Annotated in this window: 23 protein-coding genes and 4 pseudogenes; 15 read left to right on the forward strand and 12 right to left on the reverse strand. The window is 56.6% G+C overall.

Going from position 1 to position 24,340, the window contains the following annotated elements; all coding sequences use genetic code 11:
- Window positions 1-97: 97 nt before the first annotated feature.
- On the forward strand, window positions 98-694 hold the full coding sequence (locus tag ACA057_RS10715) for a DJ-1/PfpI family protein (RefSeq protein ID WP_497348119.1): 597 nt from the start codon (window positions 98-100) through the stop codon (window positions 692-694).
- Between the two features lie 114 nt (window positions 695-808).
- On the opposite strand, the gene ACA057_RS10720 is transcribed toward ACA057_RS10715, so the two are convergent.
- Together ACA057_RS10720 and ACA057_RS10725 are read right to left on the reverse strand one after the other, a co-directional pair.
- The gene (locus tag ACA057_RS10720; protein ID WP_497348121.1) at window positions 809-988 is read right to left on the reverse strand and encodes a hypothetical protein; all 180 of its coding nucleotides are present in this window, start codon (window positions 986-988) and stop codon (window positions 809-811) included.
- Between the two features lie 102 nt (window positions 989-1,090).
- Window positions 1,091-1,873 (reverse strand): CHAD domain-containing protein, encoded by a 783-nt coding sequence (locus ACA057_RS10725; protein ID WP_497348123.1) that lies wholly within the window; start codon window positions 1,871-1,873, stop codon window positions 1,091-1,093.
- A gap of 158 nt (window positions 1,874-2,031) precedes the next feature.
- Between ACA057_RS10725 and ACA057_RS10730 the strand changes: the two genes are divergently transcribed.
- Window positions 2,032-2,805 carry a ParA family protein gene (locus tag ACA057_RS10730; protein WP_497349859.1) on the forward strand — a complete coding sequence of 258 codons (774 nt, stop codon included), beginning with the start codon at window positions 2,032-2,034 and terminating at the stop codon, window positions 2,803-2,805.
- Window positions 2,806-2,928: 123 nt separating this feature from the next.
- Window positions 2,929-3,342 (forward strand): arsenate reductase ArsC, encoded by a 414-nt coding sequence (locus ACA057_RS10735; RefSeq protein WP_497348125.1) that lies wholly within the window; start codon window positions 2,929-2,931, stop codon window positions 3,340-3,342.
- Between the two features lie 196 nt (window positions 3,343-3,538).
- On the opposite strand, the gene ACA057_RS10740 is transcribed toward ACA057_RS10735, so the two are convergent.
- On the reverse strand, window positions 3,539-4,591 hold the full coding sequence (locus ACA057_RS10740) for an alpha/beta hydrolase family protein (RefSeq protein WP_497348127.1): 1,053 nt from the start codon (window positions 4,589-4,591) through the stop codon (window positions 3,539-3,541).
- A 237-nt stretch (window positions 4,592-4,828) separates the two neighbouring features.
- Between ACA057_RS10740 and ACA057_RS10745 the strand changes: the two are divergent.
- Window positions 4,829-5,530: pseudogene (locus ACA057_RS10745) on the forward strand (IS30 family transposase); the annotation flags it as partial.
- Here ACA057_RS10745 and ACA057_RS10750 read toward each other — a convergent pair.
- A pseudogene (locus tag ACA057_RS10750) lies at window positions 5,517-5,810 on the reverse strand (oxidoreductase); the annotation flags it as partial. The pseudogenes ACA057_RS10745 and ACA057_RS10750 overlap by 14 nt on opposite strands.
- A gap of 72 nt (window positions 5,811-5,882) precedes the next feature.
- On the opposite strand from ACA057_RS10750, the gene ACA057_RS10755 reads away from it, so the two are divergent.
- On the forward strand, window positions 5,883-6,218 hold the full coding sequence (locus ACA057_RS10755) for a hypothetical protein (RefSeq protein WP_497348129.1): 336 nt from the start codon (window positions 5,883-5,885) through the stop codon (window positions 6,216-6,218).
- 813 nt (window positions 6,219-7,031) lie between these two features.
- Here the strand turns inward: ACA057_RS10755 and ACA057_RS10760 are convergent.
- The 7 genes and pseudogenes from ACA057_RS10760 to ACA057_RS10790 form a co-directional block, all read right to left on the reverse strand.
- Window positions 7,032-7,194 (reverse strand): annotated as a pseudogene (locus ACA057_RS10760) (integrase); the annotation flags it as partial.
- A 99-nt stretch (window positions 7,195-7,293) separates the two neighbouring features.
- Window positions 7,294-8,286, reverse strand: a complete 993-nt coding sequence (locus ACA057_RS10765) for a LacI family DNA-binding transcriptional regulator (RefSeq protein ID WP_497348131.1) — start codon at window positions 8,284-8,286, stop codon at window positions 7,294-7,296.
- A gap of 75 nt (window positions 8,287-8,361) precedes the next feature.
- The gene (locus ACA057_RS10770) at window positions 8,362-9,864 is read right to left on the reverse strand and encodes a glycoside hydrolase family 32 protein (protein ID WP_497348133.1); all 1,503 of its coding nucleotides are present in this window, start codon (window positions 9,862-9,864) and stop codon (window positions 8,362-8,364) included.
- A complete protein-coding gene (locus ACA057_RS10775) occupies window positions 9,861-11,006 on the reverse strand; it encodes an ABC transporter ATP-binding protein (protein WP_497348135.1) in 1,146 nt (381 codons plus the stop codon). Before ACA057_RS10775 ends, ACA057_RS10770 begins: the two co-directional genes overlap by 4 nt.
- Before the next feature lie 27 nt (window positions 11,007-11,033).
- On the reverse strand, window positions 11,034-11,876 hold the full coding sequence (locus ACA057_RS10780; protein WP_497348137.1) for a carbohydrate ABC transporter permease: 843 nt from the start codon (window positions 11,874-11,876) through the stop codon (window positions 11,034-11,036).
- Window positions 11,873-12,835: a carbohydrate ABC transporter permease gene (locus tag ACA057_RS10785; RefSeq protein ID WP_497348139.1), complete on the reverse strand. Its 963-nt coding sequence runs from the start codon at window positions 12,833-12,835 to the stop codon at window positions 11,873-11,875. Before ACA057_RS10785 ends, ACA057_RS10780 begins: the two co-directional genes overlap by 4 nt.
- Before the next feature lie 21 nt (window positions 12,836-12,856).
- Window positions 12,857-14,131 carry an ABC transporter substrate-binding protein gene (locus ACA057_RS10790; protein ID WP_497348141.1) on the reverse strand — a complete coding sequence of 425 codons (1,275 nt, stop codon included), beginning with the start codon at window positions 14,129-14,131 and terminating at the stop codon, window positions 12,857-12,859.
- Window positions 14,132-14,298: 167 nt separating this feature from the next.
- Between ACA057_RS10790 and ACA057_RS10795 the strand changes: the two genes are divergently transcribed.
- The 10 genes and pseudogenes from ACA057_RS10795 (at window position 14,299) to ACA057_RS10840 (ending at window position 23,139) form a co-directional block, all read left to right on the forward strand.
- A complete protein-coding gene (locus tag ACA057_RS10795; RefSeq protein WP_497348143.1) occupies window positions 14,299-15,864 on the forward strand; it encodes a carbohydrate porin in 1,566 nt (521 codons plus the stop codon).
- Between the two features lie 71 nt (window positions 15,865-15,935).
- Window positions 15,936-16,865: a carbohydrate kinase family protein gene (locus tag ACA057_RS10800; protein WP_497349861.1), complete on the forward strand. Its 930-nt coding sequence runs from the start codon at window positions 15,936-15,938 to the stop codon at window positions 16,863-16,865.
- 131 nt (window positions 16,866-16,996) lie between these two features.
- A pseudogene (locus ACA057_RS10805) lies at window positions 16,997-17,101 on the forward strand (hypothetical protein); the annotation flags it as partial.
- Window positions 17,102-17,547: 446 nt separating this feature from the next.
- Complete coding sequence (locus ACA057_RS10810; protein ID WP_497348145.1) at window positions 17,548-18,237, forward strand: SGNH/GDSL hydrolase family protein; 690 nt, start codon at window positions 17,548-17,550, stop codon at window positions 18,235-18,237.
- Between the two features lie 195 nt (window positions 18,238-18,432).
- Window positions 18,433-18,759, forward strand: a complete 327-nt coding sequence (locus ACA057_RS10815) for a cupin domain-containing protein (protein ID WP_497348147.1) — start codon at window positions 18,433-18,435, stop codon at window positions 18,757-18,759.
- Window positions 18,760-18,975 (forward strand): hypothetical protein, encoded by a 216-nt coding sequence (locus ACA057_RS10820; protein WP_497348149.1) that lies wholly within the window; start codon window positions 18,760-18,762, stop codon window positions 18,973-18,975.
- 193 nt (window positions 18,976-19,168) lie between these two features.
- A complete protein-coding gene (locus ACA057_RS10825) occupies window positions 19,169-19,891 on the forward strand; it encodes a GntR family transcriptional regulator (protein WP_497349863.1) in 723 nt (240 codons plus the stop codon).
- Window positions 19,888-20,676, forward strand: a complete 789-nt coding sequence (locus ACA057_RS10830; RefSeq protein WP_497348151.1) for an SDR family oxidoreductase — start codon at window positions 19,888-19,890, stop codon at window positions 20,674-20,676. Before ACA057_RS10825 ends, ACA057_RS10830 begins: the two co-directional genes overlap by 4 nt.
- A 93-nt stretch (window positions 20,677-20,769) precedes the next feature.
- Entirely contained in the window at window positions 20,770-21,702 is a 933-nt protein-coding gene (kce, locus tag ACA057_RS10835) for a 3,5-dioxohexanoate:acetyl-CoA acetone transferase (RefSeq protein ID WP_497348153.1), read from the forward strand.
- Between the two features lie 105 nt (window positions 21,703-21,807).
- Entirely contained in the window at window positions 21,808-23,139 is a 1,332-nt protein-coding gene (locus tag ACA057_RS10840; RefSeq protein ID WP_497348155.1) for an MFS transporter, read from the forward strand.
- A gap of 158 nt (window positions 23,140-23,297) precedes the next feature.
- Here the strand turns inward: ACA057_RS10840 and ACA057_RS10845 are convergent, their stop codons facing one another.
- Complete coding sequence (locus tag ACA057_RS10845; protein ID WP_059404264.1) at window positions 23,298-24,218, reverse strand: MurR/RpiR family transcriptional regulator; 921 nt, start codon at window positions 24,216-24,218, stop codon at window positions 23,298-23,300.
- Window positions 24,219-24,340: the final 122 nt, after the last annotated feature.

Consider the following 24,340-nt stretch of genomic DNA (forward strand, 5'->3'; position numbering starts at 1 on the left):
CTACAGTGAGCAGAACTGTATCCATTACAATTTTTTGAATGTATTGGTCTTTTGATTTTACGATGGGCCTCAAGACTTTTCTGGCACGAGGCGCACCATGCACATCGCGATCCTTACCTTCGAAGGGTTCAACGAACTCGATTCGCTCATTTCGTTCGGCATTCTCAACCGGGTTCAAAAGCCTGATTGGCGAGTGTCTATCGCCAGCCCCACAGATAAGGTGCTATCGATGAACGGCCTGATGGTCGAGGCGCAGGCGTCGTTAGAGGAAGCCTGCGGCGCGGATGCGGTGCTGGTGGGTAGTGGGAGATTGACCCGGGACGTCGTCGCGGACGACGCACTGATGTCTCGACTGAAACTAGACCCAGCTCGCCAACTCTTGGGCGCCCAGTGCTCGGGCACGCTCATACTTGCAAAGCTCGGCCTGCTAGACGACGTTCCGGCTTGCACGGATCTTATCACCAAGCCATGGGTTGAAGAGGCCGGCGTGGCGGTGCTCAATCAGCCGTTTGTGGCTAAGGACAATGTCGCAACCGCTGGCGGCTGCTTATCGTCGCAGTATCTGGCCGCTTGGTTCATCTCTCGTTTAGCTGGTGTAGAGGCTGCACGCAGTGCTCTTCACTATGTTGCCCCGGTGGGGGAGAAGGACGTTTACATAACGCGGGCAATGGCGAATATTTCGCGGTTTCTATAAGGCGAGCAGTGGCTGCTAATGTTTGTTAAAAACGGTGATGGTTAATGCTCATCCTCGTCGAGCAATCAGGTCGCGTATGCAGACTGGCCTCATAAACGACCGCTGACGAGACGTTTACTTAACCTCCGAGTTTTCAGCATCTTGGGCAAAAGTATGAGAGGCCGCCTCTATCCGCTCTTCGAGTTGCGCAATGTAGGTTTTAGCGTCCTCTAGGCTGGGGAACGAAACTGCCGTTTCGCCTAGCCAAACTTTGCAACCGCTTCCTTGCTCATTTGTTTCAATAGTGATTTTCATCTGCAAACCCTTTGCTGTTGAGGTGGCAGAGGGTAGCGCATTTTTTAGATGACTCAAAATGTATCAAAGGCTCTATATCGGGGCTTTGGAGGCGAATTGATGTCATTCTTTAGACTTCGCCAGGTCTTTCTCTAGGTGATCAAGGAGTGACGCCAATTTTAGCTCGGCATCAGCCAGCGCCTGCTCTGACGCGACTTCCCAGTACGGTGCGATTTCGAGCAAATCAGGTTCCGCCTCGGCCCGCAGGCACCATTGATGATGATCGTGCCATGAGCCGAGCGACGCTTGTACCGACTTCAATTGAGCCCTGGATTTTGCCTTGAGCGGTGACAGTGTCGGAAACGCATCGGAGAGGTATCTTGCGTTTTTCACGATGATCCTCAGCTCGTGCCGGTCAAAATGTTTATCCCGAAGTCCAGCGATCAGCTGAGTGATTCTTTTCTTCAGGGCTTTCTGGATTTGTCTTTTGACATCAGCCAGTTCGCCGGCTCGCTGGGCAGTCCTGAACAACTCTGGCCATCGATCCAGTTCGCCAAACAGTTTGTCGAGCATTGGGCTACCGATGATCTTCCGATATTGTCCTGTCAAGGTTGCGCTTCGGCTCATCGCTTGGCGCGGGTACCCCATTTTCCGAAGCTCATCAACGATGACCTCCAGATCCCTCGTGGGAGTCGTCGCTCTGCCAACCTCAGCGGCGGCCTGATTCAATTCGATAATCTCCGGCATCTTGCGCAGCGGTCGCAGAAGGCTGCGTATTTTCCGAACCGCTATCCTCAAGTCATGCAGGGCTTCGTTATCGCTGTTGGCTTGCAGTCGAGCGCGCGAGTGATAGAGGGAGACTTCCAGGGAAATGATCTGAGCCACAAAATCGTCGACAAAAGACATCATCGTCCTCGCTTGTGAGTTAGTTTGCAGAGCGTAGCAGAGCAACTGTTCGTTGCAGCCATTGCACACGGACACTGAAATATAAAATTCATCAAGCTACCGCTGTGGATTCGCAGGAAATCGATAAACTGGAATCTTTTGCCGCAGGAATGGTGTTGATGCGTCGTGTTGTTTTCAATCAAAAAGGTGGGGTAGGCAAGTCGAGCATTGTTTGCAACCTGGCTGCTGCAAGCGCAATGGAAGGCTACCGGACACTCGTTGTCGACCTAGATGCCCAAGCCAACTCTACGTATTACCTCACCGGCCTGACCGGGGATGACATCCCGGTGGGCATCGCGGATTTTTTTAAGCAAACGCTGTCCTCGGGGCCGGCAGCCAAAAAAAGCCGGGCTCACATCATTGAGACACCCTACGATAATCTTCACCTCATCACTGCCAGCCTCGAGCTTTCGGATTTACAGCCCAAGCTGGAAGCGAAGTTCAAGATAAACAAGCTGCGTCGGTTTCTGGACGACATTTCACAAGACTACGACCGGATCTACATCGATACGCCTCCGGCGATGAACTTCTATACGTTCAGTGCACTCATCGCAGCGGATGCAGTTTTGATTCCATTTGATTGCGATACTTTCGCTCGTCAGGCGTTGTACCAGGTGCTGGCACAGGTGGCAGAACTTCAGGCTGACCATAATGAATCCCTGGTCGTTGAAGGAATTGTCATCAATCACTACGTCAGCACCACTGGCTTTCACCGCAATCTGGTCGAGGAACTCATCGCAGAAGGGCTGCCGATTCTTCCGGTGTATCTCGGCAGTTCGGTGAAGATGCGTGAATCTCATGAGCGCTGCCAACCTTTGGTTTATCTCGACAGGCATCACAAGCTGACAGGCCAGTTTGTTGATCTCTTGCACGTACTGGAGGAGGCAGACTGAATCGGCACGGGCACTGAAAGAATTCGAAACAATGCATTCCATCGACTTGAGGTCGGGCGGTCAAAAACGCTGCTTAACTGAGCAATGTCGTTTTCAGATCACTGTCTGACCGGGGTGAAAGAAATGGCTGACAAATTCCGGGTGCTGTTTGTCTGCGCCAAAAACGATGTCCGTTCCTTGCTGGCCGAAGCGCTGCTTCGCCACACTGACTCAGCAGACTTCGAAGCTTTCAGCGCTGGCCTCGAACCCGGCGAGATTGATCCTCGAACCCTGGAGTCTCTCGAACACATAGGCATAGAAACAAACGGTCTACGTAGCAAATCGATTAATGAATTTGAAGGGCAACAGTTTCATTACGTGATCACACTGTGTGATAAGTCTTCCGAAGAAGCTTCACGGATGCCGTCCTCCGGTGAGGTGATCGTGTGGAGTTTTGAAGACCCGACCACCAGTGAAAAACATGAGCCTTTTCGCCATGCTCTCCAAGAGATTCACGACCGCATCAAAATGTTCGTCACAGTGAAGACAAGGCAGTGAGCTTGGATTGCGTGATAACGACTACAAGTGGTTGTTAGACGTGCATCCCATTGCTTCTGGCCGTTTTCTGCCTGTCACGACAGGCAGAAAACGACCCAGAGCGCTCATCCCTGGCCAACCGATGTGACAGATTGCGCGGGCGCTGAAACTGTTCCAGCGGGTTTTTTTGAGCAGCGGCAGTTCTCGTACCCCGATTTTACAAACTGCCTTCTTTGTAGATAGATGCCTGAAGAAACTCGTCGATCAGCGATGTTACCTGCTGTTGGATCACCCCACGCGAGCGAGCGCTGTCGCCATCCCGGCAAATGATGCCATCGCCTGGTACGTCTTCTTCGAGCATTGCCTCAGCGCCTGGCTTGCACACCGACAGGAAAGTGAAATGGCTTGCGTCGCTGATTTCGACGTAACGGCTTGACGCCGCAGGCAGGCGCTTGGCCAGGTTGGCAGACTCCAACTCAGCCGGAAGGTCGCGCGACGGTACGCCGGCAGCGATCACCAGTGTTGGTACCGGCATCGCGGCCAGACTTTCATCGGTCATGCCCCGTGAAAGCCCCAGGTCCAATGTAACCACGGCAGTGACGCGTTTATCGCGCCAATCGGCGGCTAATGCGGCCTGTGATTCTGAGGTGCTTGCAGGGTTCATCTTTCCATACACGGCGCAACTTGCTAACTGTGGGTGGGCTTTGCAGTCATGGGCGAAGCGGTCTGGATCGAATCGAGCACCGGCAATCTCCAAGGCGGTCCAGCCGCCGAGTGAATGGCCCACCACTGCAATTCGGTCACTGGCGACCAAGCCGAATTTTTCAGGTTGAGTCGTGACCCCATCTATAGCTCGGCGCACATCAACGGGCCGCTGCCATAACTGCGCCGCTGCTTGAGGGCTACGGTCATGAGTGGTGCTGCCAGGATGATTGATTGCGGCGACGACGTAGCCCCTTTGAGCCAGAGCACTGGCAAGCCAGATCTGGTTGCTCCAGTTACCTCTGTAACCGTGGGAGAGCACCAACAATGGATGCTTGCCAGCCGCGGGCGGCGCGTTACGAACGGCAGAAGCCCCGACGAATACCGCATCATCGCCGATCAATTGCGTGGCGGCGGTCGTTGCACTGGGGTACCAGACGACCATCTCCAGTGCGCGGTCATTTTGCGGGTCCGGCAGTGTGGAAGAGTGGAAGCCGACAGGGTTCTCGTCAGCGAGTGCGAGAGTAGTCAGCCAAGTCAAAAACAGTGCGCCAAAAGCTATTTTCAATGTCGTTTCTTCCTTGATTAGACAAGTACATTGCAACCTGAATCCACCGTAAGGCGCATCCACCTTGCTGCATAAAAGCACGGATATTAAAGCCCAAATTCGAATCGCCGCGCATAACTTTCATCGTTAATTCTGTTCGCGGTCTTTGTGAGAAGGCTGAACGTCCGCTGTTGGCTGTGGATTCAACCGGTCGACGCAACACAACTAAATTCTGTGTAAGCAGAAGGAGTGTTGCAGATGAAGCAGAGACCTCGGATCTATTACACCGAAAGCCAGAAAAAACTGATGTGGGATCACTGGCAGAAAGGCGACTCTCTCCAGCACATCGCCCAACTATTTGATCGAAACCATTCATCGATACAGCGCATCTTGGCGGAAACAGGCGGTATCAGACCCGCTGTACGCCGCAGGTCCAGATTGGCGCTGACGTTGGCTGAGCGCGAAGAGATTTCGCGTGCAGTGGTGGCAGGTAACTCGATCCGTTCCATGGCTGCGCTGCTAGGTCGAGCAGCCTCTACGATCAGTCGTGAGATCAGACGCAACGGTGGCCAAGGATGCTACCGGGCTAATCGAGCTGATCAGGCTGCCTGGGATCGCGCACATCGTCCCAAGGTCTGCAAACTTGTTGAGAACCGAACGGTGGCGAAAATTGTTGCAGACAAGCTTCAATTGCAGTGGTCGCCGGAACAAATTGCCGGTTGGTTGAAGCGTACCTACCCGGACGATACGAGCTATCAGGTGTCACACGAGACGATCTATCGCACGCTCTTCATACAGGCTCGCGGGGCTCTGAAGAAGGAGTTGCTAGAGCATTTACGGCGCACGCGGGCCATGCGTCGCTCGCGCCATCACACGCAGAAGAAAGAAAATCACGGTCGAATCACTGACGCGGTATCGATCCGCGAACGCCCGGCTGCGGCTAAGGATCGGCCAGCACCGCCGCTTGGGTGTAGCGCTCAATCAGCTCCTCGATTTCCTGTTCAACCAACGCCCTGGGCGGTACAAACGCTTTAGACAGCCCGGGGATATCGACCGCAACCGCGGAGGGGCCTCTTGCCGGTTGCCCCATTGAGGCCAATAGCTGCCGTCCGGGATGATTGATTTGCATCCAGGCTTGGGCGCCTCGACTGCGGCAAGCTTCGGCCCATAGCCGGAAGTTGCGCAGGTTCCGATCGTCCTCAAGCACCACTCCTGCCGGTTCGGTCAAGGCGTGGCGGTCACCCTAAGCGACCTCGCAATTTTCGAGAGCTTGCATTCGCAGCTAGTGGAGTTGGACGCATTGGCAAGTGACATGCAGTCGATCCCTGGCTGGCAAGGTCTGACCAGCGACACCTCCCGTACACTGCGGGCCATCACACTGGGTGAAAGTCTGCGTGGGCTGCTGAGTGGTTTAGCCGAGGCATTCGTCTGGCACGCCGAGGGCGATGTGATGGAGTGGTCCACATACCGTGTTCCGGCATCGACCAATGACGTGCGTTCAATCGAGGAGATCGCGGCGGAGGAGTTGCGTATCGCCGCGAGCATTATCGATGCTGGAGACCGAGCCCTTGAGGTTGCCAGGTTATTAGGCGTTAGACGTCTCACAGGGGTGGCGCGTGAGCGCATTGAGCGAATACTGAACGCATAGGGTCTTATTGATTCGTCGTGGTGACCTTGAAGTGACTAATGAATGGTCACTGCGATGCTGAGTCGTTGAAGCGACCGCTCGTAAGCGAACAATGGGAATTCGTCGTGTTGGGCGCCTGCGCATGATGAAGTCACTAGGAGCGGTCTAGTGCTTTGCGGATGTGAGTTCACGCCGTTTTTGGCCCTTTTTCGCGCTGCCTTTGGCACCAATCCTGTTTGATATTTCTCTTCCTTTCTCAGCTTTTTCGCATGTCAGATGGTCTTGCCTAACGCCTTGTTTCCGGGCAATTAGGGCGTTTTCCCTCACCCGCTCCGCGACGCTAAACCCTGGAAGCTCAGTTCCGATTCTTCGTTCTTAAAGGTCACCATCCCAAATCAGCGAAACCGGCTGTACGTCACGCGGGCCGTGCCTTTGAAGACAAACGGAAGCAGCGAAAGCCGGACTTCCGATTGTGCGCTAGGGAAACGGAATAGAGCGCGGGGAGGGCGCATCTATTCGAATTGATTGCTGACGGGCTGTGGGCCTTGTGAAGCCTCGTTGATTACAAAGCCCAGGGGCCGATTTGAAATCAAACCATCGCGTCCGAGAGCCTGCCTCATACCTCAAAAATCGACGTTTTTGGGCCCAAACCGCAGTGCCAAACAGACCGCAAATTCACCCGATTTCTTGCTGTTTTTGGTGACAAATCATTTTGCAGGTAATTGGCACCGATTGAGTGCCGCTGAACCCTCGAAAGATCCGTCGGCCGCGGGTTCTAGCGGTCAGCTCGGAATCTCTTGCAAGGTCCTGGTCGGTGCCAAATCCGCTGCTAACTCACACCTCGGACCAAATGATTTCCTCGGTCTCGCTGGTAGTTTTTGGTCATGCCCTCGCTCGCGTGGCCTGCGATTTTCTGACCATGCTTTCCGGCTTTTTTGTACAGATGCAGCGACAGCGCTCGCACTTCGTGAAAGCCCGGCATCTCTTCTTCCTTCCATCCCTAGGAATGCGGCACACTTTGGGTCATAAGCGGTCGGTAACAGGCCAGTGGCAAATCGAAAGCAAGCGGGCGCGCTATCACCGAATTAACTAATTCTTATAGTGATGCCCTGACCACCAATGGACAATCAACTGGCTGGGCTCCCGATACGTCGAGGGTCTCGATCAGGTGCCGTGCAGCCTTGCGACCGATCTCGTAGTACGGCAGTTGCACCGTGGTCAGCGGCGGGATAAACAGCTCAGCAATACCGATCATGTTGTCGTAGCCGAGCACGGCGACATCGTTGGGGATTTTCAGACCTCGGCCCAACAACAGCTGATAGGCACAAAACGCAATGCGGTCGTTGCCACAGATCAGAATGTCGAACTGGGGACGACCATCAATGATATGTCGGTCGAGGATACCTGCGGTTTCACCATAGGCATCATGATCGGAAAGGTTGTATTGCAGGAGCGCGTCAGGCGTCAGTCCGAATGCCTGACAGGCACGCTGCAGGCCTTTTTGCCGCAGGCCCCAGGCCAAACTCTGTTTTGGCAGATTGATGCACAGAGGGCGCCGATAGCCCTGGCTCAACGCATGATGTACCGCTCGATACTGCCCCGTTTCGTCGTCTGGCACATAACTCACCAAGCGACTGTCATCTGCCAGGCAATTAGCGAGTACCAGGGGTTTGCTCTTCAAGCGCTCGGGAATGTTCACGTGGCGAAACCCCATGGCGCTGAAGATCAAGCCGTCCGGACGGTGCGATAGCATCAGGTCGATGTTTTGGTCGGTGGGCGGGTTGCTTAACAGGTTGAGGATAAATACATTCCAGCCGGCTTGCTGCGCGGTCTGCTCGATGGACAGCAGCAGCTCGACCGCGAATGGGGTGGTCGCGGTGTCCAGCGCGAACACACCGATGGTTCGCGACTGGAGGTTGTCGCCGCGCATCTTGCGCGCCGACAGGCTCGGTACGAATTGCAGTTCATCAATGGCACGACGCACCCGTAGAAGGGTTTCAGGGCTCAGTTTTTCCGGAGTGTTGAGCGCTCGAGAAACCGTCATCAGGGACACGCCGGCCAGCTGTGCAACGTCTTTCACTGAAGTCATGCGAAGTGAGGCCGGTCAGGTTGACGCAGAATCATGACACATGGCCTGCGCTTCTCGCGACTCGTATGACGCTGCTCATAGCCATCCCGATGCGAGAGGCCATGCCCTGGGAATGGCGACACGCCCGCCACTCCCGCTCGCAATGAGCTTCACGCCCAGACTGCCAGGCTGGGGGTAGAGGCGACTGCTGAGGCTGAAGCGCCCGTTTTCGTCGAACACCTCGATGGACGAGCGATCGAGAAACACGCGCAGTTCCAGTCGCTCTTGTGCCGGGTCTATCAATACGCTGCGCTGGCCTGTGACTTGCGTACCCGAGCGGCTGCGGTCAAGCACCAGGCGATGCAGTGATGCATCGTAGTAGAGCAGGGTTTCTTCACGGCCATCGTCGCTGCAACGCAAGGCGATTCCCAGGTGGCCGTCGGTGCATCCGAGCAGATCCAGATGCACATGGATTTCGAGCATATCGCCATTCACTTCCGGCACCCACCGGGTTCCCGACTCCTCCCACCACGACGTACCAGGCAATAGCGTCATTCGCAGAGCGGTGAGCTCCCGTGCCGGATACACGAGAAGGCGATCTACGCACAGTTCAAGTTCGCGTGGCAATCCGAGCATGCCGCACCAGTGATGGGCCTGGCTCGGCATCGGGCTTTCCCACATGTCGAGCCACGCCCACACGAGGCGTCGACCATCGGCGGCCAATAGCGTCTGCGCCGCATAGAAATCGTGGCCGTTATCCAACTCGATAAAAGGCCCGCCGGTGAAGTTCCACTCGTTGTCTAGTCGGCCCACTCGGTAACCCGTCTGGTACTTGTTGAGCCGTTCGTAACCTTGGGATGGCATACCTTGGGGGGAGTACAACAGCACATCGCGTCCGTTCAGTCGAAACAGATCCGGGCACTCCCACATATAGCCATCACCCTCCCTGCCGCCGGACACATAGTTAAGGAACTCCCAGACGCGCAGATCCGTGGAACGGTACAGCGGGAGCAGCGGCATATCGCCCAGACGTGCGCCGGCAATGAGGTACCAATAGTCATCCTCCTTCCATACCTTGGGGTCACGAAAGTGCATGATCGTGTCTTGCGGCGCGGTCTCGATGACTGCGCCGTGCTTGACGAAGCGGATGCCATCGATGCTGGTGGCCAGGCACTGGACTTGACGGATCAAGCGTTCATCACCTACTTCCCCCAGCCAGGTGTGTCCGGTGTAGATCAGTGCCAAGGTATCTCCGCACACCACCGCGCTACCGGAAAAACATCCGTCACGGTCGAAGTCATCGCCAGGTGCCAGCGCAATGGGCAGGTGCTGCCAATGAACCAGATCGGCACTCTTGGCGTGGCCCCAATACATCGGGCCCCATTTCGCGTCGAAGGGGTAATGCTGATAGAAAACGTGATATTCGCCACGAAAGTACACGACCCCGTTAGGGTCGTTCATCCAGCCTGCCGGCGGGGCAATATGATAACCGGGTCGATAATCCTGGATGACGCGAGACAGGCTGTCACCCAGTGCGCGCTGCGCAAGGTCAAGGGACGAAGACATTGGATCACTCATGGTATTCAAAGATAAGGTCATAGGGCGCGTACTCGGGCTGAGCGTAGAGAGACGTCATCCGGCAGGGTTTCAATGGCTTGTGGGTGGCGCCTCAAGGCCGCGCCGTCGGCGTCGAACAGGTGCAGGTTGTCGATGTCCAGCTGCAGTTCGACCCGATCGCCTGCCTGCCATCCGGCGTTGACTGCACAACGACAGATCAGTGGCTCGTCCTGACCTGTATCCAGGTGCACATAGGTTTCACTGCCCAGGTATTCGACCCCGGTAATGACGACGCCGGCAGTGCCCTGCGCCGCCTTGAGCGACATGTGTTCCGGGCGAATTCCCAGGCTCAGCGGGGCGTCCGCCGCCAGGTTCGAGCTGTCGAAGGGCAGGGAGGTCATACCCAAAACGGGAGTATCGACCAGGCTGGTTTTGCCCGGGGCATGCAGGCGCGCCGCCAGAAAATTCATTTTCGGCGAACCGAGAAAGCCGGCGACAAAGCGGCTCGCTGGGCGCTCATAGAGTTCGCGCGGTGAGCCGACCTGATCTACGCGACCGCCATTGAGCACGACAATTTTGTCGGCCAGGGTCATCGCTTCCACTTGATCGTGGGTGACGTAGATCATGGTCGAACCCAGCCGATCATGCAGCCGGGCGATTTCGTTGCGCATCTGCACCCGCAAGGAGGCATCCAGATTGGAGAGCGGCTCATCGAACAACAAAATGTCCGGCTCACGCGCCATGGCTCTGCCCATGGCCACACGCTGGCGCTGCCCTCCAGACAGTTCCTTTGGCTTGCGTTGCAGCAGTTTGTCCAATTGAAGGATTTGCGCTGTTTTCAGCACGCGCTCACGCAGGCTGCTCTTTTCAGTCTTGGCCAGTTTGAGACCAAAGCTGATGTTGTCGTAGACGCTCATGTGCGGGTACAGCGCATAAGACTGAAACACCATGCCGACGCCACGCTCGCGCGGCTCCAGGTCGTTGACGCGACGCCCGTCGATCAGCAGGTCGCCGCCGCAGATCGAATCCAGTCCGGCGATCAGTCGTAGCAGGGTCGACTTTCCGCAGCCCGAAGGGCCAACGAACACCACGAATTCACCCGCCGCGATCTCCAGGTTGACGTCGCGTAGAATCCGAGCGCCGCCCAATTGTTTGTTCACGTTATCCAGTTTTAACTTGATCACGATGCTGTTCCTTGTAGTTGTCGGGCATCAACCCTTTAACGCGCCGGCAGTGAGACCGGAAACGATTCGGCGCTGGAAGATCAGCACCAGAATCACCAATGGGACGGTGACCACCACCGAGGCGGCCATCAACAACCCCCAAGGCAACTCATGAGGGCTGCCGCCGGAAATCAAGGCGATGGCGACCGGCACCGTGCGTTGTGTGTCGGTGAGGGTGAAGGTCAGGGCAAACAGGAACTCGTTCCACGCTGCGATAAAGGCCAATAAGCCAGTGGTGACCAGTGCAGGCCAGAGCAGCGGCAACAGCACTCGGGTCAGCGTGACCCAGGGCGAAGCGCCATCCATGATTGCTGCTTCCTCCAGTTCATGGGGCAGTTGGCCCATGAATGTGGTCAGCACCCAGACGGTGAAGGGCAGGGTGAAAATCGTGTAGCTCAGGATCAATGCCCAAGACGTGTTGTACAGACCCAGGGCGCGGATCACTTCGAACAGCCCCGACAGTACAGCGACCTGGGGAAACATCGACACACCTAGAACCATCATCAATACCGTGCCACGCCCACGGAATTTCACCCTTCCCAAGGCATAGGCGGCGGTCACGCTGAGGAACAGCGCCAGCGTTACCACGCAAAGCGCAACCACCAGCGAGTTACCGATAGCCCGCAGGAATGAGGCTTGGTGGAGTACCGCCGCGTAATTGGAGAAGTCGGGGTTTTCGATCCAGTAGCTCACCTCGAACAAGGCACTGGACGGCTTCAGCGAAGTCACGACGGCGTAGTAGAAAGGGAAGACCGCATACAGCAGCAAAACCCCGATCAGGCACCAGAACCCGAGGCGCAACAGTGCTTTTTTCAGTAGGCGCGGGCTCATGACCGAACCTCCATTTGACGGCGTCCGAGGTAGAGATAAAGCATGGCGATTACCGCAACGACCAGAAACAGCAGAGTCGAGGCCGCGCTGCCATAGCCAACATCCTGGAACTCCACCAGGTGTTGGCGGGCATAGACCGACATGCTCATGGTGCTCGAAGAATTCGAGGTCAGCACATAGATGACGTCGAATACCCGCAGGGAATCGAGGATGCGGAAGATCGCCGCCACCAACAATGCAGGCATCAACAGTGGAAGCGTGACGCGCCAGAACACTTTCAGCGGATGAATGCCATCGACCCTGGCGGCTTCGTAACAATCGCTCGGCAACATCTGCAAGGCAGCCAGCATCAGTAGCGTGACAAAAGGTACGGTCTTCCAGACGTCGACGATGATGACCGCCCACATCGACAGATCCGCATCTGCTGTCCAGGCCAGGGGGGCATCAATCAGGCCGACAGTCAGCATCATGTGATTGATGATGCCGAACTGGTCGTTGAGCATCCATGACCAGATCTTCGCCGAGACAATGGTAGGAATCGCCCACGGAATCAGAATCAACGCACGCACCAAAGAACGGCCGGTGAACTTGATGTTCAACAGCAACGCCACCAGTAGCCCCAGGACGACTTCCAGTCCCACCGACACCACGGTGAAATGCAACGTGTTGCGCACAGCGTTCCACCATTGAGGATCGACCAGGACACCCGACCAGTTGGAACCGTTGTGGAACAGATAATTGCTCAAGCCTACGAATGATCCACCACGGGTGTCCGCCAGGGTGGCATCAGTCAGGCTGAACCAGAATGTACGCAGTAGCGGCCAGGCGGCCACAAGGGCCAGACATAGCAACATCGGTGTCAGAAACAGCCAGGCGGCGCGTACTCGGCGACGCTGCACAGGCGTTTCCCTGGTGAGCAGGAGCTCGTCACAGGGGGCATGGGTAGTAGAGACAGACATGGTGATTTCCTTCCTTGTGGCTTACCAGTTCCGGCGTTTGATGCGTGTTAGTTCGCTTTCCAGTTCGGCCAGCGCCTGATCGACAGGCAACTCGCCCGCCAGCACGCCATGCACTCGATCGAAGAACGCATTGGAGACCCGTGGATAGCGCTCGGCGGTTATTGAGGCGGGGCGCATGACCCCTTCGTTGAGAATACTGAGGAGTTGACTGTAATAAGGCATGGCCGCGAGCAGCTCGGGGTCTTGATAAAGCGACTCGATAACCGGGTTATAGCCGCCTACCAAAGCTCGATGTTTTTGCTGCTGGGCACTGGTCAGATAGCTCACCAGCTCTGCGGCAAGTTTTGGATGGGCGCTGTAACGCGATACCGCCAGGCCCCAGCCACCGAGGGTGGATGCATGGCTGCCGGTCTTGCCACCACGGGGCAGGGGAGCAACCCCGACCTTATCTTTCACGGCACTGTCCTGGCTTTGTACCAGGGCCCAGACATAAGGCCAGTTACGCATGAACAACGCATTTCCCGACTGGAATACGCCTCGTCCTTCTTCCTCGGTGTAGTTGAGTACGCCACGCGGGGAGATGTCTCCTACCCAGCTTTTCGCCAGGGTCAAAGCAGTTATCGAGGCCTGACTGTTGACCACGATATCTCCTGCTGGATTGACCAGTCCGCCTTCCGGCTGGCTGCTGATCCACTCCAGCGCATTACACGTCAGCCCCTCGTAAGCGCGCCCCTGAAAGATGTAACCCCATGCATTGGGGTTCCCGGCAGTGCGCTCTGCTTGTTGAACATCCCTGGCGGTAGCGGTCATTTCCTCCCAGGTCTGGGGAACCTGCTTGGCGTACTTCTCAAGCAAGTCCTTGCGGTAGTACAGCAGGCCCGAGTCGGTGAACCACGGCATCGTCACCAGCCGTCCATTCACCGTGGCGTTATCCACCTGTGCCTGGAAATAGCCTTGGGTCGCGTTGACGGGCAGCACCTCGCGCAGATCCATCAGATGTTTGGCCAGCATCCCCGGCCACACCATATCGATTTGAATGATGTCGATGTCAGTGGACTGAGCACTGAGGATTTGTTGGTAGAACGACAACCTCTCGGTCGCCGAGTTAGGCGTGGAAACCACCTCAACGTTGTTGCCCGTCTGTTTCGACCATGCCTCGACAGCCTCCTTGCACAGTTGTAACTCCGCACCCACCGCACCGCACGAGATCGTCAAATCGGCTGCGCTCGAGACGGACGGAAGTCCGGCACAGAGGGTGATTAATGCTGCTGGCAGGAGAGATTTCAGATGTTTCATTGAGCACCCTTTATTTTTGTTTTAAGAAAAGTTAACGTTAACATCGCCAAATGTAGCAGCGTATTTGCGATGAGGCATCCTTTTTTTCGTCGTTTGCGACAATTCGCAACGCACGTAACAAGGGCCGGTCGCGGGAACGAAACAATAAAAACAAACAAGGAATCCACATGCAGAAAGGATCAAGCTGGCTACTTGCAGGTGTGCTCGGCACATCGGCGGCGACCTCTCAGGCCGCGACTCTGGAAGAACGCATGGCCGCGTTTGAGGTCCGTGCCAGCGCAGCGGAAAAGCGCGCAGCCGCGGCTGAACAGCAGACCCAGGCACTCGCCAGGGAATTGCAGCAAATCAAACTTGCAACTCCCGCCTTGCAGCCCGCTGCGTCTACTGCCGCAGCCATTTCGGTGCCTGCTTTGGACACCCGATTGGCAAAACTTGAAGCCCGTCAGCAAAGCATGGAAAAGCAGGGCAGCAGCGGCCACCTCACGGACGGCTTCAGCTTCAAGGGTTATGCCCGCTCCGGATTGCTGGTCAACGATGGGCTAGGTGGTGGTCGTGGCGGCCCTTATGCAACCCCTGCCGGTTCAGTCGGTGGTGCAGTCGGGCGACTCGGCAACGAAGACGACACCTACATGCGCATAGACCTGTCGAAAGAAACCTATGCGCAGAACGGCACCCGCTCCAAATTCACGGTGTCCATCGCCGATGGTGTGGAAAGCTCCAATGACTGGACGGCCGACGAGAGCAACCTGAACGTGCGTCAGGTCTTTACCGAACTCGATCATCTCGCCGCCTTCAAGGGCAATTCAGTGTTCGAGAACTCCACCTTGTGGGCAGGCAAACGATTCGACAGAGATAACTTCGATATCCACTGGCTAGACTCGGACGTTGTCTATCTGGCGGGTACCGGGGGTGGAATCTACGATGTGCAGATGAATAAGAATTGGCGTTCGAATTATTCCTTGGTCGGGCGTAACTACGGGGATTTCAGTGAAGGCGGCATCAACGCCGATGTGGAAAGCTACATCCTGACCTCCAACCAGTTCTTCGAGGATGGTCAGTGGCAGTGGATGTTCAATGCCATCGGCGCAAAGAAAAACGATTTCGGTACCCGCACCAATGAAGCGGGTTTGACGCCTGCGGACTCCGGCTTGCACAGCATGCTGGCCAATCACCAGAAAGACTTTTTCGGCAGAGAAGGTTTCTTCAAAACGGCGCTGCTCTACGGGCAAGGTCTGGGGGCAGAGGTCAAGAATATCGGCTCGGATGGCGAACTGATCGAGGATGCCCGCGCGCTGCGTTTGGCACTTTACGGCGAGACGCCCATTGCATCTGATTGGCGCATCGGCCCCAGCTTGCTGGCCGAACAGAGCAAGGATAGATACGTCAAGGGTGACGACTACCGCTGGCTGACCCTGAACGTGCGTTTGGCCAATGCAATCAACAGCAATTTCGAGATGGCCTACGAAATGAGCTGGCAAACCATGAACCTCGACCCCAAGGGTTACCTGCAACGTAATGCGGTCGACGGTAACTTCTGGAAATTCACGATTGCCCCGACATTCAAACCTGACGTTGGAGACCTGCTCACTCGTCCCGAATTGCGAGTGTTCGCAAGCTTCATGAACTGGTCCTCGGATCTGGACAGATTCAGTACCACAGACTCCTTTGGCATGACGGACTTCAACGCCGGAGGTGTATGGCAATACGGTATACAAATGGAAACCTGGTTTTAATGTTTGAACGCGTCCGGTCAAAGCTGATTAACCAGCAGTTATCCCTACGACAAAAAATTGAGGAAGTGACGATGGTATTGCCTCGCGCAGTAGTGTTTGGCGAAGCCCTGACCGATCTTGTCCAAGGCACTCCTGGACAGTGGAAGGGCTACCCAGGTGGTGCTCCCTGGAACGTTGCACGAGCGCTAAGTCGCTTGGGTGTCAGCAGCGCTTTTGCTGGGTCGGTAAGCATGGATTCGCTGGGTGACGAGATAATTTCGCAGTCGGAAGCGGCAGCATTGGATATGAGGTTTATCCAACGGGTAGACCGAGATCCTTTGGTCGCCATCGTTCCATCGAGCCATCCGCCCAGATATTTTTTTGCTGGAGAGGCCGATCTGTTTTTTGATCCAGATCTGATGCCAGAAGGATGGATCAACCAAGCAGAACTGTGTCATTTCAGCTGCATCAGTTTGGCTCGACAGCCACTCGCAGACAGGCTGGTTAATATTGCTCAGCAGGCCAAGGAAGCCGGTAAACGGATTAGCTATGATCCGAACTGGCGCAATTTAATGGATGGCCATTATCGGGAGCAGACCTTCCCTGCGATGACCACCCTTGCTGACATGATTAAGCTTTCCGACGAAGACCTTCGGCAAATTTATCCTGGGCTGACAGAACGCCAGGCCATGGATGAGCTTCGCGCTCTCAATCCTCATGCGCAGATCCTTTTTACCCGAGGGGAACGCGGGATGATTCTCCACACCCCGGATAGCCAACTCGATCAGCCGGCTATTGCCGTGAAGGTGGAAGACACGGTTGGAGCAGGAGACGCTTGTATGGCTGGTTGGCTGGCTGCGGAGTTGCTGGGGATCGCAGACTTGAGAGAGCGCCTGCAATTTTCAGCGGCTTGCGCATCCATATCTTGCCGCCATGCCGGAGCCCATGCTCCAGCGCTAGCTGATGTGGAAGGTTTGCTGCAGCTGCTAAAACAGGGTAATGCAGCTGTTGGCTGCGATTAGCAAAGACGTACTCGGGAGCGGTTAATCAGGCAACAACTCTCAATGCTTAACCGCTTTTAGGTTTACGACCACGCGAACTTGGCATTACCGGCACGCTTTTCCCATATTCGCTCCACCATAACGCGAGCGACTCCAGCGTCGCGATCAGCTCGACCAAGTCCGCCACCGGGCATCTGCTGGGAGCGGCTGGAGGCATTGAAGCTGTGTTCACCGTACTAGCGCTTCGCGACCAGGTGGAAGTGTGACTTGCAGATTGGATATGAATCCAGCGGCACGATAGAGAACCTTGATCCGGGGGACCCAGAGCTCATTTTTGTGAAGTTTTTCGACAATTAAACTTGGCGTTCTCTTGTTGAATGAGCCTGCTTGGGTCCTGCGAACCACCACTATTTCGAGTTCAGCGTAAATAATGGATCGACCATTCCCCTCTCGTCATTTTTGGGGTCGTCCGATCTATCCAGCCTCAGCGTTCGACAAGTCCCCCGGGTCTGAAGTATGGAATTTTGACCATGCCGTCGTTCGCAGGTCCTGCCATTTTCTGCCCATCCTGTCCGGGACAATGACCGAGATATCCTCGCCCGAACCTTGCGGGGTCAGAACCAATGCCACCCGCCTGAATCTGTTGGACGCCTCAAGCTCACAGGTTCATCCTTGCCTCCTGTGAAAAGATCGGGAGGGTTGAATGAATGGTTTGTGGGCCAAGGCTCTGTTTGCTGGAATGTTACTTTCGTCAAGCGCGGCCAGCTTTGCTGGTCAGGAAAGCGATCTCTATTCAAACCTTGATGCTGGCAAGGCGCAGACCGTCGTAGCTTATGGTACGAGCTTGACGGCCTTTGGCGCCTGGGTGCAGCAGCTTGGGGATGATCTGAATCAGCGCTACCCCGGACGTGCCACGGTTATCAATAGTGGCAAGGGTTCGATGTGGTCGGGGTGGGGAGTTGAAAATCTCGAAAGTCGAGTTATCTCCAAAAGCCCGGACACGGTGTTTATCGAATTCGCGATCAACGACGCTTACCTTCCCAACCAAACCACTGTTGAGCAAGCGCGGAAAAACCTCGAGCAAATGATTGGCCGGATCAAGGCTGCCAAGTCATCCACGGAGATCATTTTAATGGTGACCAATCCAGTGACCGGAGGCTCTGGAGTGGAGAGACCGAAGTTAAGGGATTATTTCCAAATGTACCGGGATGTCGCAAAAACCAGGGGACTTCGTCTGATCGACAACTATCCAAGGTGGGAGGCGGTGTTGAAAACCAATCCTGACCTGTTTAATCAGTATGTTGCGGATGGATTGCACCCAAATGCTGATGGATATCGCGCAGTGGTGACCCCGTCATTGATTGAAAATTTGAGTGGCGCCTCGCCAAATTGACCTGAACCTAGATGAAAAACCCGCTTCCGCGGGTTTTTCAGCCTGAAGACCTGGAGAAAAACAGCAGTGTGCCCCGTATCGCCAGAGCACACTGGGTGACGATGCGCATCACCCAGTGTGTTGGGGCGCAGAGGTAGTGCATACGGGTGGTATCGGAGGGTATAAATACGCGCTGCTTTAAATAGGGAAATTACCATGTCATTGCTGGATCTGGATTTGATCTCAAAGGCCTTGCCTCAAGCCTGGAACTCCACTGTGGTTGGACGTGTAGGCGACTCCAATATCAAAGTTCTGCGCATGGATGAAATGCCTTCTGCGGCAGAGGTTCATGACTACACGGAAGGCTTGTTGGTGATTTCAGGGCAGTTGCTACTGGGTGTCGGTGGTGAAACCATCAGCGTTGCAGCGGGGCAGATGTACTTGGCTGAAGCAGGCGTTGCGCACGCGGTTTTAGCTGGAAGCCACGGGACATTGGTCATCATCGATAGTGGACAGAGCAATACCCTGCAGAAGGGGCACTGAATGCCAAAGAAAAAGCCGGAAAATAAAGTCGCTGCGACGGCGACAGCCAGTGAAATTGAACACGCCATCCAAGCCCTGAATAAAATGGCTGAACGCCTTTGGGGGGACGGCAGAGAGGTGGAGGCGAAAGCCTTGCTTGATGCCCTGGACGCTCTAAACCGGGCACTGGACCGGATCAGGATTGGAGAGAGTCGCCGGGTTGTGACCCTTCATTGAAAACGCCATGGACTAGCGCCGTTACCGCCTCATAAGGCACGACGCCACATACCCACCGAGCCCGCTACGAAGCGGGCTTTTTGTTGTCTGCGCGTTCGGCAAGAAAGGGCAATGACCGCCAAAAACAATTTGACATATGTTATTTGTGATCACATATTGGGGCCATAAGAACGTCCAATGTGAGCCATTACTCATGACAGATCATCCGATCCTCCTGCCCACCCTGCGGCAGGTTTCCCGCGATACCCTGCAAGACCAGGTGTACCGGCAGATCCGTGAAGCGCTGATGAGCGGCCGCTTTCAGCCCGGCCAGAAGCTGACCATCCGCGGTCTTGCCGAGGCGCTGGGTTCCAGTCCTATGCCAGTGCGCGAAGCGCTGAATCGCCTCAGTGCAGAGAACGCTTTCGAAGTCACTGAAACCTCCCGTCTGCGTGTCCGCATGATGACGCCCGAACGACTGCGCGAGATCCGCGACGCCCGGGTGGCGCTCGAAGGTCTGCTGGCCGAGAAAGCGGTCATCCTGCTCACTGACACCGACCTCAAAGACATCAGCGATCTTTGTGAGCAGATGCAGCAAGCCGCCGACAGCGTTGATGTGGAGCGTTATCTGTGGACCAACTTTGCCTTCCATCGGCGCATTTACGCCGTTGCCAAGGCTGAGCTGACCATCGCGGCCGTGGAGAATTTCTGGCTGCACATGGGCCCCTGTTTTGCGCTAGTCGCACCTGACAAAGCGCACCTTCAGCGCTCGATGGAAGCGCACAACCGCATCGTCGAGGCGCTTGCCGCGCGCGATGGGGCGGCGGCCCGAGCGGCAGTCACCGACGACATCATGCAGGCCGCCGATTCCCTGGCGCGCCTGATCGTCAAGAGCGACCGTTCGCGGTCGTCTGTCTCAGGAGTAAAAAAAGCATGAGCGTTCTCAACCGACTGATTCCCTACACCGGCTTGCGGGTGCTGATCTCTGGCGGCGCCGCCGGGATCGGCGAAGTGCTGGCGGCGGCTTATATGGAAGCCGGTGCCAAGGTGCACGTGTGCGACGTCAGCGAAGCCGCCCTTGCAGCGTTTCGCGACCGTTATCCGAACAGCGTCGCAACGCGTGCAGATGTCGGTGACCCGGCGCAGATCGAAGCGGTGTTCAAGGTTCAGCGCGAACAGTTCGGCGGCCTCGATGTGCTGATCAACAACGCCGGGATCGCCGGGCCGACCGCGGGCATCGACGAAATTACTGACGAGGAATGGCAGCGCACCGTCGACATCAACCTCACGGGGCAATACCGCTTTGCTCATCACGCGGTACCGCTGCTCAAAGCGTCACCTAACGCGCACCTGATCCACATCGCTTCAGTGGCCGGCCGCTTGGGTTACGCCTGGCGCACACCGTATGCCGCGACCAAGTGGGCCATCATCGGCCTGATGAAATCCCTGGCGTCCGAGTTGGGCGACAGCGACATCCGCGTCAACGCCTTGCTGCCCGGCATCGTCGAAGGCCCGCGCATGGACGGTGTGATCCGCGCCCGTGCTGAACAGATGAACGTGCCAGAAACCGAGATGCGTGAGGAGTACCTGAAAAAGATTTCGCTCAAACGCATGGTCACCGCCGAAGACGTCGCCGCCATGGCGCTGTTCCTGTGCTCGCCCGCCGCACGCAATGTGACCGGCCAGGCCATCAGTGTGGATGGCAACGTCGAGTACCTCTAAGCGTCTCGACCCTGATCGCAACAACGGCCGGACAGCGTCCGCGTCGAGTGACCCCACTAACTTTCTCGCCAAGAACAAGAACGGAGAACACTCATGTCCAAAAAACGCCCAATCATCATCACCTGCGCCGTCACAGGCGCCATTCATACGCCTTCGATGTCGCCACATTTGCCGATCACGCCGCAGGAAATTGCCGATGCCGCGATCGGTGCCGCTGAGGCGGGTGCCTCGATTGTTCACTTGCATGCTCGCGATCCCATTGACGGTCGGCCGAGCCAGGATGTCGACCTGTTTCGTCAGTTCTTGCCGCAGATCAAGGCCAAGAGTGACGTGGTGATCAACATCACCACCGGCGGTGCACCGACCATGGGCGTGGAAGAACGCTTGCAGCCGGTGGCGCAACTCAAGCCTGAGCTGGCTTCGCTGAACATGGGTTCGATGAACTTCGGTCTGTACGAAATGCTCGACCGTTTCACCGAGTTCAAGCACGACTGGGAGCGGCCGTACCTCGCCGAGAGTGACGACCGGATCTTCCGCAATACCTTCCGCGACATCGCCCACATCCTCAACGCCTGTGCCGAGAACCGCACCCGCTTTGAAATCGAATGCTACGACATTGGCCATTTGTACACCGCTGCGCATTTCCTCCAACGCGGGTTGCTCAAGGCACCGATTTTCATTCAGTCGGTGTTCGGTCTGCGCGGAGGCATCGGCGGGCACCCTGAAGACCTGGCGCACATGCGCCGTACGGCCGACCGTTTGTTCGGCGACGCTTACCAATGGTCGATTCTCGGTGCCGGCCGCAATCAGATTCCGCTGGGCACCATGGGCCTGGCGATGGGCAGTCATGTACGCGTCGGTCTTGAGGATTCGCTGTGGGATGGGCCCGGCCAGTTGGCAGCGTCCAACGCCGATCAGGTCAAGCGCATCCGCACCGTGATCGAAGCCTTGGGCGCGCGCGTGGCGACCCCGGATGAAGCGCGGGAAATGCTCGACCTCAAAGGCCAGGACAAAGTCGATTTCTGACACCCCAGCCTTTTTTGCTCGCGTGCGGGCGCCGGTCCGGAAGGTCGGCGCCTGCGGTTAAGCGCGAAACGTGTCATCTCCATAACAACAAGACCGAGGTGAAACATGCGTATCGAAACCGTACCCGATACCCCCCGAGATTCAGCCACGCTGAACAAACTGATGTTCGTCAAACTGATGCCGCTGCTGATTGCCGCCTACGTGCTGAGCTTTCTCGACCGGACCAACATCGCGCTGGCCAAGCACCATCTGGATATCGATCTGGGCATTTCTGCTGCCGCCTACGGGTTGGGAGCCGGGTTGTTCTTCCTGACCTATGCGCTGTCGGAAGTGCCCAGCAACCTGATCATGCACAAGGTCGGCGCGCGGTTCTGGATTGCGCGAATCATGGTCACCTGGGGTTTGATTTCCGCGGCGATGGCCTTTGTGCAAGGCGAAACGTCGTTCTACATCTTGCGCCTGCTGCTGGGCATCGCCGAAGCGGGCTTGTTCCCCGGTGTCATGCTGTACCTGACGTACTGGTTCGGTCGGGAACAGCGGGCCCGTGCGACCGGTTATTTTCTTTTGGGCGTGTGCTTCGCCAACATCATCGGCGGGCCGCTGGGTGCCGCGCTGATGCAACTGGACGGCGTCTGGGGTTGGCGTGGCTGGCAGTGGATGTTCATGCTTGAAGGCTTGCCGGCGGTGTTCTTCGCCATGGTGGTCTGGAAAAAATTGCCGGACCGCCCAAACAAGGCGCCTTGGCTGAGTGCCGCTGAAGCCGAGCAGATCGAGCGGACGTTGGCCGCTGAATCGGAGGAGGGCGCCGGCCCTGGTGGTCACTCGCTCAAACAATGCCTGACTCCGCAGATTCTGTTGGCAATCCTTGTTTACTTCTGCCACCAGATCACGATCTACACGGTGATCTTTTTCCTGCCCGGCATCATCGGCAAATACGGTGATCTGAGCACCTTGCAGATCGGGTTGCTGACATCGTTGCCCTGGCTGGCGGCAGCCGCAGGCGCTATCGCACTGCCGCGATTTGCCACCACGCCGACGCGCGCTCGGCAGATGCTGGTTGTGGGTTTGCTGACCATGGCCGCAGGGCTGGGAATCGCTTCATTGGCAGGACCGGTGATCAGCCTGCTGGGCTTCTGCATTTCGGCAGTGATGTTCTTTGTCGTGCAGTCGATCATTTTCCTCTACCCGGCTTCGCGGCTTAAAGGCGCAGCGCTCGCAGGTGGCCTGGGCTTCGTCAATTCATGCGGCCTGCTCGGCGGTTTTGTCGGCCCCTCGGTGATGGGCTTGATCGAGCAAAGTACCGGCAATGCAATGGACGGCATGAAAATCGTGGCGATCGTCCTGGTACTCGCGGCCATTGCTGCTTTGCGTTTGCGTCAGGGCCATGAGCGCAAGGCGGACAAGCAAAGCTTGCACGGCCGGCGTCAGCCAGTATGAAAACGCGCTGACAGACGCGTCGCCTGTGAGGGTGGGAGTGCTGCCGACACTCCCGCCCGATTCATCTTTTCCCGCACTGATTGTTAAATCGGGCACGTCGCGGATGCGCTGGTTTGGCGCAGCTGCCAAGCGTAAACGGCTACGTCAAAAGATTGATATCAATCCTCAAACCCGACCTGCTCGTGAATCTCATCCATCTTCAGTTCCAGGCGATAAGCCACGGCGATGAACAGCGCTTGGCACAGGCACAAGGTCGCACTCAACGAGCGAAACGCAAACGACGAACCTTCATTGACCAGCAGCACCGTGTTCGCGCGTTTGGCCAGCGGCGAGAGGTTGCTATCGGTGATGATTAGGGTTTTTGCCTGATGGTGCTGGGCGATGCGCAGGCAGTGCTGGGTTTCTTTGCCGTAGGGCGTGAAGCTGATGGCGATCACCAGGTCATTGGCGCGCACGCTGCGCATCTGCTCGCGGTAGCTGCCACCGAGGCCTGAAACCAAGTGAATGCGCTTGTTGGTGTGTTGCAGGTTGTAGACCAGGTAATCGGCCACGGCGAAGGAGCGACGCACGCCGACCACGTAGATGTTGTCGGCATTCACCACCAGGTCCACCGCCTTGTCGAAGGCCTGGTCATCCAGTTCCAGCCCCAGCCGTTCGATGCCTGACAGAGTCGCGTCGATGCACTCGCGCGCCAGGTCGCCGCCGCTGGCTTTCTGCGATTTGTTGGCGATCATGCTGCGGATGCGCTGCTGGTAGTTCTGCACCGGCGTGGTCTTGTGCGTATAGGCCTCGCGAAACAGCGCCTGCATTTCGCTGAAACCGCTGAAGCCGAAACGCTGGGAGAACCGCACGATGGCCGACGGATGCACTTCGCACTCGCGGGCGATGTCGCTGATGCGGTCGACCATGATCCGGTCGCTTTGCTGGCTCATGTAACTGGCGATGCGTTTGAGCTGGCGCGGCAGGCTTTCGTATTCGTCGGTGATCAACTGCAGCAATCGCTCGGCATTGATCGGTGGGCTGGCGAGGTCGCTCTCGGGCGTACTCTCGGTCGTCGCCGGCTGATCGGTGCGGGTCATAAGGAATCCTTCTGGCTTGTTCTTATAGGGAGGACAGATACCGTCATCCCCTGACAATAGGTTGGCTGTGCGCAGTCTACAGGGTAGGTCGGAATAAAATCTTGAGCTTGCCGTCCGTGTGG

The sequence above is a fragment of the Pseudomonas sp. LBUM1661 genome, assembly GCF_059695925.1.